Origin of the sequence: Streptomyces sp. NPDC056144 (assembly GCF_042264145.1) — a bacterium.
Taxonomy (GTDB): Bacteria; Actinomycetota; Actinomycetes; order Streptomycetales; family Streptomycetaceae; genus Streptomyces.
In genome coordinates this window covers 615905-632786 of the sequence record NZ_JBHJVF010000002.1, presented here as the reverse complement: position 1 = coordinate 632786, position 16882 = coordinate 615905, and the positions used below count along the sequence as shown (strand labels likewise).

12 protein-coding genes are annotated in these 16882 nt (G+C 72.3%); 10 read left to right on the top strand and 2 right to left on the bottom strand.

Annotated features, from left to right (window positions below; genetic code table 11):
- Positions 1 to 4: 4 nt before the first annotated feature.
- From ACFC0Z_RS09325 to ACFC0Z_RS09300, 6 genes are all read left to right on the top strand, one after another.
- Positions 5 to 1600 (top strand): phytoene desaturase family protein, encoded by a 1596-nt coding sequence (locus ACFC0Z_RS09325; protein ID WP_376434455.1) that lies wholly within the window; start codon positions 5 to 7, stop codon positions 1598 to 1600.
- Between the two features lie 168 nt (positions 1601 to 1768).
- Positions 1769 to 2803 (top strand): L-threonine 3-dehydrogenase, encoded by a 1035-nt coding sequence (gene tdh, locus ACFC0Z_RS09320; protein ID WP_376434453.1) that lies wholly within the window; start codon positions 1769 to 1771, stop codon positions 2801 to 2803.
- A 3-nt stretch (positions 2804 to 2806) separates the two neighbouring features.
- Positions 2807 to 4006: a glycine C-acetyltransferase gene (locus tag ACFC0Z_RS09315; RefSeq protein ID WP_376434451.1), complete on the top strand. Its 1200-nt coding sequence runs from the start codon at positions 2807 to 2809 to the stop codon at positions 4004 to 4006.
- Between the two features lie 60 nt (positions 4007 to 4066).
- Complete coding sequence (locus tag ACFC0Z_RS09310) at positions 4067 to 4981, top strand: LysR family transcriptional regulator (protein ID WP_376434449.1); 915 nt, start codon at positions 4067 to 4069, stop codon at positions 4979 to 4981.
- Positions 4982 to 5198: 217 nt separating this feature from the next.
- On the top strand, positions 5199 to 6659 hold the full coding sequence (locus ACFC0Z_RS09305; RefSeq protein ID WP_376434448.1) for a basic amino acid/polyamine antiporter: 1461 nt from the start codon (positions 5199 to 5201) through the stop codon (positions 6657 to 6659).
- A gap of 43 nt (positions 6660 to 6702) precedes the next feature.
- A complete protein-coding gene (locus ACFC0Z_RS09300; protein WP_376434446.1) occupies positions 6703 to 7968 on the top strand; it encodes an arginine deiminase in 1266 nt (421 codons plus the stop codon).
- Between the two features lie 63 nt (positions 7969 to 8031).
- Here the strand turns inward: ACFC0Z_RS09300 and ACFC0Z_RS09295 are convergent, their stop codons facing one another.
- Positions 8032 to 9804, bottom strand: a complete 1773-nt coding sequence (locus ACFC0Z_RS09295) for a serine hydrolase (RefSeq protein ID WP_376435061.1) — start codon at positions 9802 to 9804, stop codon at positions 8032 to 8034.
- Between the two features lie 10 nt (positions 9805 to 9814).
- Between ACFC0Z_RS09295 and ACFC0Z_RS09290 the strand changes: the two genes are divergently transcribed.
- From ACFC0Z_RS09290 to ACFC0Z_RS09275, 4 genes are all read left to right on the top strand, one after another.
- Positions 9815 to 10927 (top strand): NAD(P)H-dependent flavin oxidoreductase, encoded by a 1113-nt coding sequence (locus tag ACFC0Z_RS09290; protein WP_376434444.1) that lies wholly within the window; start codon positions 9815 to 9817, stop codon positions 10925 to 10927.
- Entirely contained in the window at positions 10924 to 12492 is a 1569-nt protein-coding gene (locus ACFC0Z_RS09285) for an acyl-CoA synthetase (protein WP_376434442.1), read from the top strand. Before ACFC0Z_RS09290 ends, ACFC0Z_RS09285 begins: the two co-directional genes overlap by 4 nt.
- An 84-nt stretch (positions 12493 to 12576) precedes the next feature.
- Positions 12577 to 13674 (top strand): calcium:proton antiporter, encoded by a 1098-nt coding sequence (locus ACFC0Z_RS09280; protein ID WP_376434440.1) that lies wholly within the window; start codon positions 12577 to 12579, stop codon positions 13672 to 13674.
- Positions 13675 to 13701: 27 nt separating this feature from the next.
- A complete protein-coding gene (locus ACFC0Z_RS09275) occupies positions 13702 to 14475 on the top strand; it encodes an amidohydrolase family protein (RefSeq protein WP_376434438.1) in 774 nt (257 codons plus the stop codon).
- On the opposite strand, the gene ACFC0Z_RS09270 is transcribed toward ACFC0Z_RS09275, so the two are convergent.
- A complete protein-coding gene (locus tag ACFC0Z_RS09270; RefSeq protein ID WP_376434437.1) occupies positions 14465 to 16849 on the bottom strand; it encodes a penicillin acylase family protein in 2385 nt (794 codons plus the stop codon). The genes ACFC0Z_RS09275 and ACFC0Z_RS09270 overlap by 11 nt on opposite strands.
- Between the last annotated feature and the right edge of the window lie 33 nt (positions 16850 to 16882).

Sequence of the window (16882 nt, the reverse complement as noted above, 5' to 3'; positions counted from 1 at the left end):
AGTCATGACCGACCTCGTCTCGCATTCCGGTGCCCTTGGCGCCTCCGGCGCGCCTCGATCCGCCGATGTCGTGATCGTCGGAGGTGGGCACAACGGGCTTGTGGCCGCCGCCTATCTGGCTCGGGCCGGACTGTCCGTGGTGGTGTTGGAGCGGCTGGGGCACACCGGTGGGGCCGCCGTGTCCGCGCGGACGTTCGCCGGGGTCGATGCCCGGCTCTCGCGGTACTCGTATCTCGTCTCGCTGCTTCCCGAGAAGATCGTGCGGGAGCTCGGGCTGCGGTTCGCCGTGCGGAAGCGGTCGGTGTCCTCGTACACGCCCCGGGGGGACGGGGGCCTGCTCGTGGGGGGCGGGGAGGCGCGGACACGGGCCTCCTTCGCCGCGCTCACCGGGTCCGACCGGGAGTTCGAGGCGTGGCGGGCGTTCTACGGGCGTACGGCCGAGGCCGCGCGGCGGATCTTTCCCACGCTCACCGAGCCGCTCCCGACCCGGGAGGCCCTCCGCGCGCGCGTCGGCGACGACGAGACGTGGCGGATGCTCTTCGAGGAGCCCCTCGGTGTTGCCGTCGAGCGGACCTTCCAGGACGACCTGATCCGAGGCGTCGTTCTCACCGACGCGCTCATCGGCACCTTCGCGGACGCCCATGACCCGACCCTGCTGCAGAACCGCTGCTTCCTCTATCACGTGATCGGCGGCGGTACGGGGGACTGGGACGTTCCCGTCGGCGGCATGGGCGCCCTCACCGACGCGCTCGCGGACGCCGCCCGGGCCGCAGGGGCCCGCATCCTCACCGGGCACGAGGTCGTCCGGATCGAGAGCGACGGGGCACGGGCCGCCGTCTCCTACCGGACCGCCGACACGGAGGGGAGCGTGGAGGCCGGCCGGGTGCTCGTCAACGCCTCCCCGCAGGAGCTCGCCGTCCTGCTCGGCGAGACGCCGCCGCCCGCGCCCGAGGGCGCGCAGCTGAAGGTGAACATGCTGCTGACCCGGCTGCCGAGGCTCCGGGACCGGTCCGTCGATCCCCGTGAGGCCTTCGCCGGGACCTTCCACGTCGCCGAGGGGTACGGGCAGCTGGCCGCCGCCCACGCCGAGGCGGCGGCTGGGCAGCTGCCGACCGCCCCGCCCTCCGAGATCTACTGCCACTCCTTGACCGACCCGACCATCCTCGGGCCCGAGCTCGCCGCCACCGGGCACCAGACCCTCACCCTCTTCGGGCTCCACGCGCCCGCCCGGCTCTTCGCCGCCGACAACGACGGCGCCCGCGCCGCGCTCCTCAAGGCGACCCTCGCCCAGCTCGACGCCCACCTCGACGAGCCGATCGCCGACTGCCTCGCCCTCGACGCCGACGGCCGGCCCTGCGTCGAGGCCAAGACGCCGCTCGACCTCGAACGCGATCTCCGGCTGCCCGGCGGGCACATCTTCCATCGGGATCTCTCCTTCCCGTACGAGCCGGACGAGCCGGACGAGGACCGGAACAGTGGGCGGTGGGGGGTCGGGACCGGACACGCCAACGTCCTCCTCTGCGGCGCCGGTGCCGTGCGCGGCGGTGGCGTCAGCGGCATCCCGGGCCACAACGCCGCCATGGCGGTGCTCGGTCGCTGACGCGTGGCGGCCTCCCGCCGTGGGTGTGAAGCTGATCTGCGAGCGCGCTTAAGAAATCCTCGATGGACCACGAGCGCGACGTACGGAAGATTTTGTTCCAGGGATCTTGGGCGCCGAAGTGTGCCCGCACCCGTACATCACAGGACACGCACGTCGGGAGCCGTTGCATTGAAGGCGCTGGTCAAGCTGAAGGCGGAGCCGGGACTCTGGCTCACGGACGTGCCCGAGCCGGAGACCGGCCCCGGGGACGTGCTCATCAAGGTCAAGCGGACCGGTATCTGCGGCACCGACCTGCACATCCGTTCCTGGGACGGCTGGGCGCAGAAGACGATCGCCACCCCGCTGACGATCGGCCACGAGTTCGTCGGCGAGGTCGTCTCCGTCGGCCGTGACGTCGCGGACATCGCCGTCGGCGACCTGGTCAGCGGCGAGGGCCACCTCGTCTGCGGCAAGTGCCGCAACTGTCTCGCCGGCCGCCGTCACCTCTGCCGCGCCACCATCGGCCTCGGCGTCGGCCGCGACGGCGCGTTCGCCGAGTACGTCGCGCTGCCCGCCTCCAACGTGTGGGTGCACCGCGTCCCCGTCGACCTCGACGTCGCCGCGATCTTCGACCCCTTCGGCAACGCGGTGCACACCGCGCTCTCCTTCCCGCTCGTCGGCGAGGATGTCCTCGTCACCGGCGCCGGCCCGATCGGCATCATGGCCGCCGCCGTCGCCAAGCACGCCGGCGCGCGCAACGTCGTCATCACCGACGTCAGCGAGGAGCGCCTCGCCCTGGCCCGCAAGACGGGCGTCTCCCTCGCCCTCAACGTGGCCGAGCAGACCATCGCCGACGGCCAGCGCACCCTCGGTCTCAAGGAGGGCTTCGACGTCGGCCTGGAGATGTCGGGCAACCCGCACGCGATGCGGGACATGGTCGCCAACATGACCAACGGCGGCAAGATCGCCATGCTCGGCCTGCCCGCCGAGGACTTCGCCGTCGACTGGGCGAAGATCGTCACCTCCATGATCACGGTCAAGGGCATCTACGGACGCGAGATGTTCGAGACCTGGTACGCGATGTCGGTGCTCCTGGAGGCGGGTCTCGACCTCAGCCCCGTCATCACCGGCCGGTACGACTACACGGACTTCGAGGCCGCCTTCGACGACGCGGCCTCCGGCAAGAGCGGCAAGATCATCCTCGACTGGACTGCGGGAGCCTGACCCATGTTCGATTCCGTACGCGACGACATCCGCGCCACCCTCGAAGAGATCCGCGAGGCCGGGCTCCACAAGCCCGAGCGCGTCATCGGCACCCCGCAGTCGGCCACCGTCGCCGTCACCTCGGGCGGCCGCCCGGGCGAGGTCCTGAACTTCTGCGCCAACAACTACCTCGGCCTCGCCGACAACCCCGAGATCGTCGCCGCCGCCCACGAGGCCCTCGACCGCTGGGGCTACGGCATGGCGTCCGTCCGCTTCATCTGCGGCACGCAGGAGGTCCACAAGGAGCTGGAGGCGCGCCTGTCCTCCTTCCTCGGCCAGGAGGACACGATCCTCTACTCCTCGTGCTTCGACGCCAACGGCGGCGTCTTCGAGACGATCCTCGGCCCCGAGGACGCCGTCATCTCCGACGCCCTCAACCACGCCTCGATCATCGACGGCATCCGCCTCTCCAAGGCCCGCCGCTTCCGCTACGCCAACCGCGACATGGCCGACCTGGAGCAGCAGCTCAAGGCCGCCGTCGAGGGCGGCGCCCGCCGCAAGCTGATCGTCACCGACGGCGTCTTCTCCATGGACGGCTACGTCGCCCCGCTCGACGCGATCTGCGACCTCGCCGAGCAGTACGACGCCATGGTCATGGTCGACGACTCGCACGCCGTCGGCTTCGTCGGCCCCGGCGGCCGCGGCACCCCCGAGCTGCACGGCGTCATGGACCGCGTGGACATCATCACCGGCACCCTCGGCAAGGCCCTCGGCGGCGCCTCCGGCGGCTACGTCGCCGCCCGCGCCGAGATCGTCGCCCTGCTGCGCCAGCGCTCGCGCCCGTACCTCTTCTCGAACACCCTCGCCCCGGTCATCGCCGCCGCCTCCCTCAAGGTCCTCGACCTCCTGGAGTCCGCCGGCGACCTGCGCGAGCGGCTGAACGCCAACACGGCGCTCTTCCGCTCCCGCATGACCGAGGAGGGCTTCGACATCCTCCCCGGCGACCACGCCATCGCCCCCGTCATGATCGGCGACGCCGCCGTCGCCGGACGGATGGCCGAACTGCTCCTGGAGCGCGGCGTGTACGTGATCGGCTTCTCGTACCCCGTCGTGCCGCAGGGCCAGGCGCGCATCCGCGTGCAGCTGTCCGCCGCGCACTCCACGGAGGACGTGAACCGGGCCGTCGACGCCTTCGTCGACGCCCGCGCCGCCCTCCAGGGCTGAGGCGGGAACAGGGCTCCGCAAGGGTCCTGAGCAGGCCCCGGCGCCTGCGAAAATAGGAACATGATCGAAGCGCGGCGGTTGCACATCCTCCGTGCGGTGGCCGACCACCGCACGGTCACGGCGGCGGCCGCCGCGCTGTATCTCACCCCCTCCGCCGTCTCCCAGCAGCTCGCCGCCCTGGAGCAGGAGACCGGCCACCGGCTCGTCGACCGCAGCGCGCGCGGCGCCCGCCTCACCCCGGCCGGCGAGATCCTCCTCAGCCACGCCAACGCCGTCCTCGCCCAGCTGGAGCGCGCCGAGTCCGAACTCGCCGCGTACGACTCCGGTGACGCCGGTACGGTCACGGTCGCCGCCTTCGCCACCGGCATCGGCCTCGTGGTCGCCCCCGCCATCCGCGCGCTCGCGGACTCCGCGCCCGGCATCCGGGTGCGGGTCAGGGACGCGGAGGGCGACGAGAGCCTGCTCATGGTCCTGGACCGGCAGGTGGACGTGGCGGTGGCCGTCGAGTACCGGGGCGCGCCCGGCGAGGACGACGCCCGCCTCACCCGGCTCCCGCTCTACGCGGAGCCGTTCGACGCGGTCCTGCCCCAGGGCCACCCCCTCGCCGGGGGCGAGCGCATCGCGCTGGGAGACCTCGCCAAGGACACCTGGATCGGCCAGTCCACCGGCAATCCCTGCCACGACGTGACCGTCCTGGCCTGCGAGTACGCCGGGTTCGCCCCGGCCTTCGCGCACGTCTCCGACGACTTCAGGGCCGTCGTCGCCCTCGCGACGGCCGGTGCCGGGGTCGCCCTCGTCCCCCGCTCGGCGCTGCTGGGCACGGATCTCTCCGGGGTCGAGATCCGGCCGGTGGACGGGGTCGCCCCGACGCGCCGGGTCTTCGCGGCGGTACGCCGGGGGGCCGAGGAGCACCCGCTGATCAGCCCGGTCCTGGCCGCCCTGCGCAGCGCGGCGGAGCCCACGGTCCTCGCCTGAGGGAACCTGGGCGTACGGATCCGACCTGGCCGAGGCCGTCGGCCCTCGTCGAGCGAGCGGGCGCGCAAATCGGGACAACTGCCACTTTCGGTACTAGAGTCCCTTTCCAGTGGAACGATCCGGCACGAGCGGGGCAGCGCCTGCGGAGCTCCTGCCGGCCTGACAGACCGCCGGCGTCGTCGTCCCCAACCGACAGCTCCCGTCGACGAGGTACACCATGACCCGTGCGGAAAGTCAGACCGAGGCCTCACCCGGCGATTCCCCGCCCGCGGCCAAACTGACCCTGCTGACCCTGACCGCCATGGTCGTGGGCTCCATGGTCGGAGCCGGTGTCTTCTCCCTGCCGCGGCGGTTCGCGCAGGAGACCGGTGTCGCCGGTGCGCTGATCGCCTGGGCGGTCGCCGGGTTCGGCATGCTGATGCTCGCCTTCGTCTTCCAGACCCTCGCGGTCCGGCGCCCCGACCTGGACGCCGGTGTCTACGCGTACGCCAAGGCCGGGTTCGGCGAGTACCTGGGCTTCTTCTCCGCCTTCGGCTACTGGGCCAGCGCCTGCGTCGGCAACGTGACCTACTGGGTCCTGATCATGTCGACGATCGGCGCCGTCGCCCCGGCACTCGGCGACGGTGACACCGCGCTCGCGATCATCCTGTCCTCCGCCGGACTCTGGTGCTTCTTCCTGCTCGTCCGCCGCGGGGTGAAGGAGGCGGCCGCGATCAACCGGATCGTCACCGTCGCCAAGATCGTCCCCATCGTCGTCTTCGTCATCCTGGCTCTCTTCTGCTTCAAGCCGTCCGTCTTCGCGGACAACTTCGGCGGCGCCGACTACGCCGGCTCGCTGTTCAACCAGGTCCGCGGCACGATGCTCGCCACCGTCTTCGTCTTCCTCGGCGTCGAAGGCGCGAGCGTCTACTCGCGGCACGCCAAGCGCCGGGAGGACGTGGGAAGGGCCACGATCCTGGGCTTCGTCAGCGTCTTCGCGATCTTCGCCTCGGTGACCATCGTGTCGTACGGCATCCTGCCCATGAGCGAGATCGCCGAGCTCCGGCAGCCCTCCATGGCGGGCGTCCTCGAGGCCGCCGTCGGCACCTGGGGCAAGGTCTTCGTCAGCGTCGGTCTCATCGTGTCCGTACTCGGCGCCTATCTCGCCTGGACGCTGATGGCCGCCGAAGTGCTCTTCGTCGCGGCCAAGGACAAGGACATGCCCCGCTTCCTCGGGCGGTCCACCGGCGACGACGTTCCGGTTCCGGCCCTCCTGATGACGACGGCACTCAGCCAGGTCGTCCTGGTCGTGACGGCCTTCTCCGACGACGCCTTCAACTTCGCCCTCGACCTGACGAGCTCCCTGAGCCTCATCCCCTTCCTCCTGGCCGCCGCCTTCGCCGTGAAGATCGCGCTGCGGCCGCGGGAGGAGCGGGCCGCCGGGAACGGCACGCGCCGCGAACTCGTCGTCGCCCTCCTCGCCACCCTCTACACCGCGTTCCTCCTCTACGCGGCCGGACTCAAGTTCGTCCTCGTCTCCTTCATCCTCTACGCCCCGGCCACCTTCCTGTTCATCAAGGCCAGGCGCGAGCAGAACCGGCGCCTGTTCTCCCCGGCCGAGGCCGTCATCTGCGCGGTCTCCGTCGTCGGGGCCGTCGCCGGTGTCGTCGCCCTCGCCGCCGGCTGGATCGAGCTCTGAACCCGCCGGGACACATGTCCGGCTCCCCTCGGAAAGGTTGACCATGACAAGCACCGAGACCAGCTCCGCCGCCTCCGCGCTCGGCGTCCATTCCGAGGTCGGACGGCTGCGCAAGGTCCTGGTCTGCGCCCCCGGACTCGCGCACCGCCGTCTGACCCCGACCAACTCCGACGACCTGCTCTTCGACGACGTGATGTGGGTGGAGAACGCCCAGCGTGACCACGCGGACTTCGTCAACAAGCTCACCGAGCGCGGAGTCGACGTCGTCGAACTGCACCAGCTGCTCGCCGAGACCATGGCGATCCCCGAGGCGAAGGCATGGCTCCTCGACCGGAAGATCGTGCCCAACGAGGTGGGCCTGGGACTGGTCGACGACACCCGCGCGTTCCTCGACTCCCTCGCCCCGCGCGAGCTGGCCGAGTTCCTCGTCGGCGGACTGTCCACAGCCGATCTGCCCGAGGAGTTCCGCTCCGGGTACGTGTCCCTCGCCAGGGAAGGCGTCGGCGCACGCGAGTACCTCATGCCGCCGCTGCCGAACACGCTCTACACCCGCGACACCACCTGCTGGCTGTACGGCGGACTCACCCTCAACCCGCTGTACTGGCCCGCCCGCCACGGCGAGACCCTCCTCATGAAGGCCGTCTACACCTTCCACCCCGACTTCAAGGGCTCGACCGTGTGGTGGGGCGACCCCGAACAGGACTGGGGCCAGGCCACCTTCGAGGGCGGCGACATCATGCCGGTGGGCAACGGCGTCGTCCTCATGGGCATGAGCGAGCGCACCTCGCGCCAGGCCATCACCCAGGTCGCCGCCGCGCTGTTCAGGAACGGCGCCGCCGAGCACGTGATCGTGGCGGGCATGCCGAAGCTGCGCGCGGCGATGCACCTCGACACCGTCTTCACCTTCGCGGACCGCGACATCGTCACGCTCTATCCGAGGATCATGGACGCCGTGCACACCTTCTCGCTGCGACCGAGCGACAAGGCGCCGGGCGTCGACATCACCGACGAGGGAACCACCCCGTTCGTCGACGTCGTCGCCAAGGGCCTCGGTCTGCCGAGGCTCCGGGTGATCGAGACCGGCGGAGACGTCTACGCCTCCGAGCGCCAGCAGTGGGACAGCGGGAACAACGCCGTCGCGCTCGAACCCGGTGTCGTCTTCACGTACGACCGCAACACCCAGACCAACACCCTGCTGCGGAAGGCGGGGGTGGAGGTCATCACCATCGTCGGCGCCGAACTCGGCCGCGGCCGAGGCGGCGGCCACTGCATGACCTGCCCCCTGATCCGCGACGCCGTCGACTTCTGAGGCGACCTCTGAGCCGACTTCTGAGGCGACCACGCCGCACCCAGTACCGAGAGACCCCCCTGGCTAGTCCTCCGAGCGGGTCCAGCCCGCCGCCTCGACGCGTCCGCCGTCCTCCGGCCGGTCGTCCGCGAACACCGGCCGCCCGGTCGCGTCCAGGAGCCGGGCCCCGTCGACGTACACCCCGCGGCCGACGTACCGCCCGCCGGTGGTGTACCGCCAGCGGAGCCGTGCCGGCCCCGGAATCGGTGCGTCCACCTCGTGCCAGACCCGCCCCGACCAGCCGCTCACCGTGCCCGAGGGATGCGGTACGGGCTCCGCCCCCGGCCGTGCGGTCGTGAAGGGCACCGGCCGCCAGGACTCCCCGCCGTCCGCCGAGGCTTCGAGCGCCACCGTGTCCCCGGGCGCGGTGTCCCACCACAGTGCGCAGGTCAGCCGGGTGGCCCCGGGTGTCTCCGGGAGGGTGAGGCGCGCGGTCGTGTCGCGCTCCATTCCGGCGAACCAGGAGGGCCGGCCTCGCCCCGACCGCACAGGTACGGCTCTGGCCAGGGCGTCGGCGGCGGCGACGCGGGGCGCGGAGCCGGAGCGCCAGGAGCGCACCGGGTGGACGGAGTTGCCGAGGACGATCAGGAAGGTGTCGGTCGTCGGGTCGACGACGAGGCTGGTGCCGGTGAACCCGGTGTGGCCGGCCGAGCGGGGGGTGGCGAGGGCGCCCATGTACCAGCGCTGGTCGAGCTCGAAGCCGAGGCCGTGGGCGTCGCCGGGGAAGGCCGTGTTGAAGTCGGTGAACATCAGGTCGACGGAGGCGGGGGAGAGGATGCGGGCCGTGCCGTGGGCGCCGCCGTCGAGGAGGGTACGGGCGAGGATCGCGAGGTCCCAGGCGCGGGAGAAGACCCCGGCGTGGCCGGCGACCCCGCCGAGACCGTGGGCGTTCTCGTCGTGCACCTCGCCCCGCACCATGCCCCGGTCGAGGCCCGACCAGGGCGGACGGGCGTCCTCGGTGGCGGCGGTCTCCGGCCGCCACGAGAGCGGCGGTCGGAAACGAGTGCGGTGCATCCCGAGCGGAGCGGTGATCTCGTCGTGGAGCAGGGTGTCCAGACCGCGAGCGGTGATCTCCTCCAGGATCAGCTGGAGCGCGAAGAGGTTCAGGTCGGAGTAGAGGTACGCCGTCCCCGGCGTGTGCGCCGGCACCTCCTCCCACAACAGCCTCAGCTTCCCCTCCCGCGTCGGCGCCTCGTACAGCGGAATCCACGCCCGGAACCCCGAGGTGTGCGTGAGCAGCTGACGGACCGTGACCTCCCGCTTCCCGCCGCCCCCGAACTCCGGCAGATACGCGGTGACCCGCGCGTCCAGGTCCAGGGTCCCGCGCTCGATCTGTTGCACCGCCAGGATCGCCGTGAACAGCTTCGACACCGACGCCAGGTCGAAGACGGTGTCCTCGGTCATCGGGACCCACCGCTCCGGCGGCAGCTCGACGCCCGTGCCCGTCGCCTCGTCGTACGCCGCGTACCGCACCGCCCAGCCGATCGCCCGGTGAAGGGCCACCGTGTCCCCGCGCCCCGCGAGCAGCACGGCCCCCGCGTACCAGGGGTGCGTGGGGGAGGGGCCGAGGAAGCGTTCCGCCTCCGTGACGAGCCGGTCCAGGTGGGCGGGGAGCAGACCGGCGCGCTCGGCCGACCCGTACCGCAACGTCCTCGTCCGCCGCGTCACACCCGTACCTCCCGCCGGTTCCGCCTCCGTGTCCCCCGCCCACCCTTCCCCATCCCGGGGCGCGGGGAAAATCGAAGAATCTGACGCAGCATCAGAAAATCTCTTCCCTCCACCGCGCCGCTGCGGCATCCTGCCGCCCATGAAGACGGAGCTGAGTCGCAAACTGGGGATCGAGCACGCCATCTTCGGCTTCACGCCCTTCCCCGCGGTGGCCGCCGCCCTCACCAGAGCCGGCGGATTCGGAGTACTCGGCGCGGTCCGCTACACCGCGCCCGACGACCTTGCCCGGGACCTCGACTGGATGCAGGAGCACACCGACGGGCTGCCCTACGGCCTCGACGTCGTGATGCCCGCGAAGAAGGCGGTCGAAGGGGTCACCGAGGCCGAGATCGAGGCCATGATCCCCGAGGAGCACCGCGCGTACGTCCGCGCGACCCTCGCCAAGCACGGCGTGCCCGAGCTCGCCGAGGGCGAGGCCTCCGGCTGGCGGATCACCGGCTGGATGGAGCAGGTCGCCAGGAGCCAGCTCGACGTGGCCTTCGACTACCCGATCAAGCTGCTCGCCAACGCCCTCGGCTCCCCGCCGCCGGACGTCGTCGCCCGCGCCCACGACCACGGCGTCCTCGTCGCGGCCCTCGCGGGCAGCGCCCGCCACGCCCGCCACCACGCCGAGGCCGGCATCGACGTCGTCGTCGCCCAGGGGTACGAGGCCGGCGGCCACACCGGCGAGATCGCCTCCATGGTCCTCACGCCCGAGGTCGTGGAGGCCGTCTCCCCGCTCCCCGTCCTCGCCGCCGGCGGCATCGGCAGCGGCGAGCAGATCGCCGCCGGGCTCGCCCTCGGCGCCCAGGGCGTCTGGCTCGGCTCGCTCTGGCTCACCACCACCGAGGCCGAGCTCCACTCCCGCGCCCTCACCGCCAAGCTCCTCGCCGCCGGTTCCGGCGACACCGTCCGCTCCCGGGCGCTGACCGGAAAGCCCGCCCGCCAGCTCCGCACCGAGTGGACCGACGCCTGGGACGACCCGACGGGCCCCGGCCCGCTCCCGATGCCGCTCCAGGGCCTGCTGGTCGCCGAGGCCGTCTCCCGTATCCAGAAGTACGAGGTCGAGCCCCTCCTCGGCACGCCCGTGGGCCAGATCGTCGGGCGGATGAACTCCGAGCGGAGCGTCCAGGAGGTCGTCGACGAGCTCACGCGCGGCTTCGAGAAGGCCGTCGACCGCATCAACCGCATCGCCGGACGGAGCGAGCAGTGACCTCAGCGCCAGTGAGCCAGTCGGCCCCCGCCGGATTCTGGGCCCAGGCCGCCGCCGACCCGGACCGTACGGTCCTCGTCGCCCCCGACGGCGAGGAGTGGACGGCCGGGCGCCTGCACACCGCCGCCAACCGCCTCGTCCACGGCCTGCGCGCGGCGGGCCTGGAGCGCGGCGACGCCTTCGCCGTCGTCCTGCCCAACGGGCCCGAGTTCTTCACCGCCCATCTCGCCGCCACCCAGGCCGGGTTCTACCTCGTCCCCGTCAACCACCACTTCGTCGGCCCCGAGATCGCCTGGATCGTCGCCGACTCCGGCGCCAAGGTCCTCATCGCCCACGAGCGCTTCGCCGAGGCCGCCGGGCTCGCCGCCGACGAGGCGGGGCTCGACCCGTCCGGCCGCTACGCCGTCGGCACGGTCCCCGGCTTCCGCCCGTACGAGGAGCTCCTCGACGGCCAGGACGGTTCCGCCCCCGCCGACCGCACGCTCGGCTGGGTCATGAACTACACCTCGGGCACCACGGGCCGCCCCCGGGGCATCCGCCGCCCGCTGCCCGGCAGGCTTCCCGAGGAGACCCCGCTCGGCGGCTTCCTCGGCATCTTCGGCATCCGGCCGGGCGACGGGAACGTCCACCTCGTCTGCTCGCCGCTGTACCACACGGCCGTCCTCCAGTTCGCCGCCGCCGCGCTCCACATCGGGCACCCGCTCGTCCTCATGGACCGCTGGGCGCCGGAGGAGATGCTCCGGCTCATCGACCGGTACGCCTGCACCCACACGCACATGGTCCCCACCCAGTTCCACCGGCTGCTCGCCCTACCCGAGGAGGTCCGCGAGCGGTACGACGTGAGCTCCATGCGCCATGCCATCCACGGCGCCGCTCCCTGCCCCGAGCACGTCAAGAGGGCGATGATCGAGTGGTGGGGCCGCTGCGTCGAGGAGTACTACGCGGCCAGCGAGGGCGGCGGCGCCTTCGCCACCGCCGAGGAGTGGCTGAAGAAGCCCGGCACGGTCGGCCGCGCCTGGCCCATCAGCGAGCTCGCGATCTTCGACGACGACGGCAAGCGGCTGCCGCCCGGCGAACTCGGCACCGTCTACCTCAAGATGAACACCGGCGGCTTCCGCTACCACAAGGACGAGGCGAAGACCGCGAAGAACCGCATCGGCGACTTCTTCACCGTCGGTGACCTCGGCGTCCTCGACGAGGACGGCTACCTCTTCCTCCGCGACCGCAAGATCGACATGATCATCTCCGGCGGGGTCAACATCTACCCGGCCGAGATCGAGGCCGAGCTCCTCGCCCACCCGGCCGTCGCCGACGCCGCCGCCTTCGGCATCCCGCACGCCGACTGGGGCGAGGAGGTCAAGGCGGTCGTCGAGGCCGCCGAGGGGTACACGCCCGGGCCCGAGCTCGCCGCCGAGATCCTCGCCCACAGCGCCGACCGCCTCGCCGGTTTCAAGCGCCCGAAGTCGGTCGACTTCATCGCGACCATGCCCCGCGACCCCAACGGCAAGCTCTACAAGCGCCGTTTGCGCGACCCGTACTGGGAGGGCCACGAGCGGCCGCTCTGACGCGGCCACCGTTTCGCCACCGGCCCGCCACCCACGCCCGGTGGCGAAACGGTCCAAAGTCCCCTCTGTGGCAGTATCTGGACCATGAGTGCGAGCACGGCGACATTGACACGACAGTGGACCACCTGGGGGCCGGTGGTGGCCGCGCTTGCGCTCGGCGCGGCCTGGGGGCGTGATCTCCCGGGCTTCGCCGTCGTCCTCATCGCGGTCTGTCTCATCGCCGCCGTGCTCGCCGCCGTCCACCACGCCGAGGTCATCGCCCACCGCGTCGGCGAGCCCTACGGCTCGCTCGTCCTCGCCGTCGCCGTCACCGTCATCGAGGTCGGACTGATCGTCAGCCTCATGGCCGGCGGCGGCGAGAAGACCTCGACCTACGCCCGCGACACCGTCTTCGCCGCCGTCATGATCACCTGCAACGGCATCGTCGGCCTCTCCCTCCTAGTCGCCGCGCTCCGCAACCGGACCGCCGTCTTCAACGCCGAGGGCTCCGGCGGCGCCCTCGCCACCGTCTGCACCCTCGCGACGATGACCCTCGTCCTGCCGACCTTCACCACGAGCCACCAGGGCCCGGAGTTCTCCCCCGCCCAGCTCGCCTTCGCGGCCGTCGCCTCGATCTGCCTGTACGGGGTCTTCGTCGCCGTCCAGACCGTCCGGCACCGCGACTACTTCCTCCCCGTCGAACGGCCGGGCCAGGAGTCGGAGGACGACCACGCCGACCCGCCGGGCAACCGCGAGGCCTGGATCAGCCTCGGCCTCCTCCTCGTCGCCCTCGTCGCCGTCGTCGGCAACGCCAAGCTGATCTCGCCGACCATCGAGGACGGCGTCCAGTCCGCCGGCCTGCCCAAGGCGGTCGTCGGCGTCGTCATCGCCCTGATGGTCCTGCTCCCCGAGACCCTCGCCGCCGTCCGCGCCGCCCGCCGGGACCGCGTACAGACCAGCCTCAACCTGGCGTACGGCTCCGCCATCGCCAGCATCGGCCTGACGATCCCGGCGATCGCGCTCGCGTCGATCTGGCTGTCCGGCCCCCTGGTGCTGGGCCTCGGCCCGCTCCACATGGTGCTCCTCGCCCTCACCGGCGTGGTGAGCGCCCTGACCGTGGTGCCCGGCCGGGCCACCCTGCTCCAGGGCGGCGTCCACCTCGCGATCTTCGCCGCCTTCGTCTTCCTGTCGTTCAGCCCCTGAGCCGTCCCCGGAAGACAGACTGGCGGAATGACGGACCACCGCCTCCCCTTCTTCGACGCCCACTTCCACGTGATCGACCGCCACTTCCCGCTGTACGAGAACGACGGCTTCCTGCCGGGGGAGTTCACCGTCGACGACTACCGGCAGCGCACCGCCGCGCTGCACGTCGTCGGCGGTGCGGTCGTTTCCGGCTCGTTCCAGCGCTTCGACCAGGAGTACCTGCTCGACGCGTTCGCCCGGCTCGGGCCGGGCTTCGTCGGGGTCACCCAGATCCCGCACGACCTCCCCGACGCGGACGTCCTCCGGCTCGCGGCGGCCGGGGTGAGGGGGATCCGGTTCAACCTCCGCCGGGGCGGATCGGCGGGCCTCGCGCACCTGGACTCCCTGGCCCGCCGCGTCCACGGCCTCGCCGGGCTGCACACCGAGCTGTACGTCGACGCCCGCGACCTGCCCGACCTCGCCGGCGTCCTGGCCGCGCTGCCCTCGGTGAGCGTCGACCACCTCGGCCTGCACGCGGACGGCCTGCCCCACCTGCTCGCCCTGGTCGAGAAGGGCGTACGGGTGAAGGCGACCGGCTTCGGCCGCGTGGACCTCGACGTCCCCTCGACGGTCCGGGCGATCCTCGGGACCGACCCCACCGCGCTGATGGCGGGGTCGGACCTGCCGTCCACGAGGGCTCGACGCCCCTTCTCCGACGCCGACCTCGACCTCCTGGCGGACGCGGCGGGGAATCACCTGGAAGCAGTGCTCCACGACAACGCCACGGCGTTCTACCGGATCGCGCCCGGCCTCACCCCCTGACGACCACCACCCTCAGCGCGGGCGAGCGCAGGATGTCCTTCTCGCAGAACCGCGAGGTCACCCACTTCTCGTCGGCGTACAACCGCGTCTGGTCGCTGTAGTGCGCCGACGCCGGGTTCGAGGACTGGGAGTACGAGAGCAGGGTGCGGGCCACCGGGCACCGGCTGCCGTCCCAGCCCACCGCCTGCACGTGGCTCGTCCCGTGCGCGACCTCCACGTAGCCGCCGCCCGCCGCGTTCCACACGGGCTCCGTCTTGTTCCAGACGCCCAGCGACTCGGTCCCGCCGCTCACCGGGATGCGCTCCCCGTTCCGCACGACGAACTGGTGCGCGCCCAGCGGCGCGTCGAGCGCGATGCCCGCCGCCCGGAGCTCCGCCACCGCGTCCGCGAGGGCCTTCGCGAAGCCCGGCGCCGCCGTGTTCACGGTGTGCGGGGTACGGACCGGGTCGGCCGCCGAGAACGGCACCTTCCACTGGTCGGCCGGCTTCACCGTGCCGCTGAACTTGCGCCAGAACCGGTCGAAGAGCAGCGCGCCCCGGCTGTCCGCGTTCACCGTCCGGTCCCAGCCGGCCAGCACCCGGCAGGCCTCCGGGTCGTCGGGCAGCGCGGCCGGGCAGGCCGCCGCCACGTCGGCCGCCGCCAGGTCACCGGCGGGCGCCCGGTTCGCGAACTGCTGCCGCTGGAGGTCCGGCACCGTCAGCCCGCCGCGTACCGCCATCGCCGTCACGTCCTCGACACCGCCCCGGGTGCGCAGCGACCGCTGGCTCCCGATCGTCCCGAAGACCCGCTCGTACCCGGTCAGCGGCCGGTCGGCGTTGGTCAGCCAGGCGCTGTCGTTGGAGTTCTCGACGTACGGCGTGTCCCGCAGCTCCGGCATCCGCGCGGGTCCGAAGATGCCGGGCTGGACCGCGTCCGGGTCGGAGCCGAGCGCGCAGTCCGCGCGCGAGCCGTCGAGGACGGCGACGCCCGAGGACGGGTAGGTGGCCCGGCCGAGCGGGGTCGAGCAGCGCTGCGCGAGATCGTCGGTGATCCGGGGGAGCACCTGCGACTGGCTGAAGTACGAGTGCCCGGCGGCGTCGGCCGCGATCGTGTTGACCCAGGGCAGGCCCTGCGTCCGCCGCAGCGTCTCCGCGATGTCGTCCGTCGATCGCGACCGCGCGAAGCCGAGCGCGGTGTCGGAGCCGCGCAGGTTGGCCGCGTTGGGATCGTTCAGCGCGTACGCCGTGGCCGTCGTCCACGGCAGCGGAAGCTGCGCGCCGAGGCCGCCGACGACCGGGCCGTACCGCGTCCACCACTGGGTACGGGTGACGGGCTCGCCGTCCTTGACCGGCACGGTCACCGTGCGCGGGGTCATCCGCTCGGCCCGGCCGTCCACGAGGTACGCGGTCGGGTCCTCGGGCACGAGCGTCAACTGGTGCAGGCTGAGCGGGACTCCGGTGGCGACGGTGTGGCTCCAGGCCACCTTGTCGTTGAAGCCGATGTTGACGACGGCGGTGCCGAGGAGCGAGGCGCCGGAGACGTTCAGCTCGCCCGGGATCGTCTGCTGCGACTGCCAGAACCGACGGCCGCCCTGCCACGGGTAGTGGGGGTTGCCGAGAAGGAGACCGCGGCCGTTCGCCGTGGTGGTGCCGGAGAAGGCGACGGCGTTGGAGCCCATGGTGGCGTTCTCGGCGGCGAACAGTTCCCGTGCCGCCTCTCCCGCGCGGGCGGGGTCGGGGGCCTCCGTCGTGGTGGCGGCCGCCGTCGGGGGTTTCGCCGTCGTGATGCCGTCGACGGCCCGGCCCTGTCCGCCCAGGACCGACACGGCGAAACCGCGCCGGGCCACGTCGAGCGCGGTCACCGGCCGGACCCAGGCGGCGCCCGCGCAGGTGGGGTCCGTCACGCGGTTCTTCCGCAGCCAGGCGTTGTAGCCGGCGGCCCAGCCGCGCATCAGCTCCTTGAGGTCCCGGCTCGGACCCGCCGGAGCGGGGGTCGCCAGCAGCTTCTCGACCGTCCCGGCGTCCTTGACGCCCCGGAAGAACAGGTCGCTGGACAGGTTCGTGGCGGCCGAGGAGAGCGAGCCGTCGGGAGCCGCCGTGGGTCCGAAGTGGCGGGAGCGTTCGCCGTTCACGGTCAGGAATCCGTCGGCGAGCACGCACACCTGGTCGGCCGCCTGCGCCCAGCCCGTGCCGAACCCGAGGTCGGCGTAGTCCCGGGCCACGATGTGCGGGATGCCGTACTCGGTGTACCGGATGACCGCCGACAGGCCCCGGTCCGAGGGGTGTTGGTGCCGGTCGCCCGTGTCGGCCGCCGCCGCGCCGGGCAGGGTGGCGAGGACCGCGGCGAGGGCGACGCCGGTGAGTGCCGTGTGTTTGAGACGGGTACGGAGGTGCAAGGTGACTCCCAACGGACGGTGGAGCACTGCGAG

Bases quoted from the DNA above. Each gene is read 5' to 3' on its own strand.
- ACFC0Z_RS09325 (WP_376434455.1), top strand. From the start codon at position 5: ATGACCGACCTCGTCTCGCATTCCGGTGCCCTTGGCGCCTCCGGCGCG.
- ACFC0Z_RS09315 (WP_376434451.1), top strand. From the start codon at position 2,807: ATGTTCGATTCCGTACGCGACGACATCCGCGCCACCCTCGAAGAGATC.
- ACFC0Z_RS09310 (WP_376434449.1), top strand. From the start codon at position 4,067: ATGATCGAAGCGCGGCGGTTGCACATCCTCCGTGCGGTGGCCGACCAC.
- ACFC0Z_RS09305 (WP_376434448.1), top strand. From the start codon at position 5,199: ATGACCCGTGCGGAAAGTCAGACCGAGGCCTCACCCGGCGATTCCCCG.
- ACFC0Z_RS09300 (WP_376434446.1), top strand. From the start codon at position 6,703: ATGACAAGCACCGAGACCAGCTCCGCCGCCTCCGCGCTCGGCGTCCAT.
- ACFC0Z_RS09295 (WP_376435061.1), bottom strand. From the start codon at position 9,804: ATGCCGCAGCGGCGCGGTGGAGGGAAGAGATTTTCTGATGCTGCGTCA.
- ACFC0Z_RS09290 (WP_376434444.1), top strand. From the start codon at position 9,815: ATGAAGACGGAGCTGAGTCGCAAACTGGGGATCGAGCACGCCATCTTC.
- ACFC0Z_RS09280 (WP_376434440.1), top strand. From the start codon at position 12,577: ATGAGTGCGAGCACGGCGACATTGACACGACAGTGGACCACCTGGGGG.
- ACFC0Z_RS09275 (WP_376434438.1), top strand. From the start codon at position 13,702: ATGACGGACCACCGCCTCCCCTTCTTCGACGCCCACTTCCACGTGATC.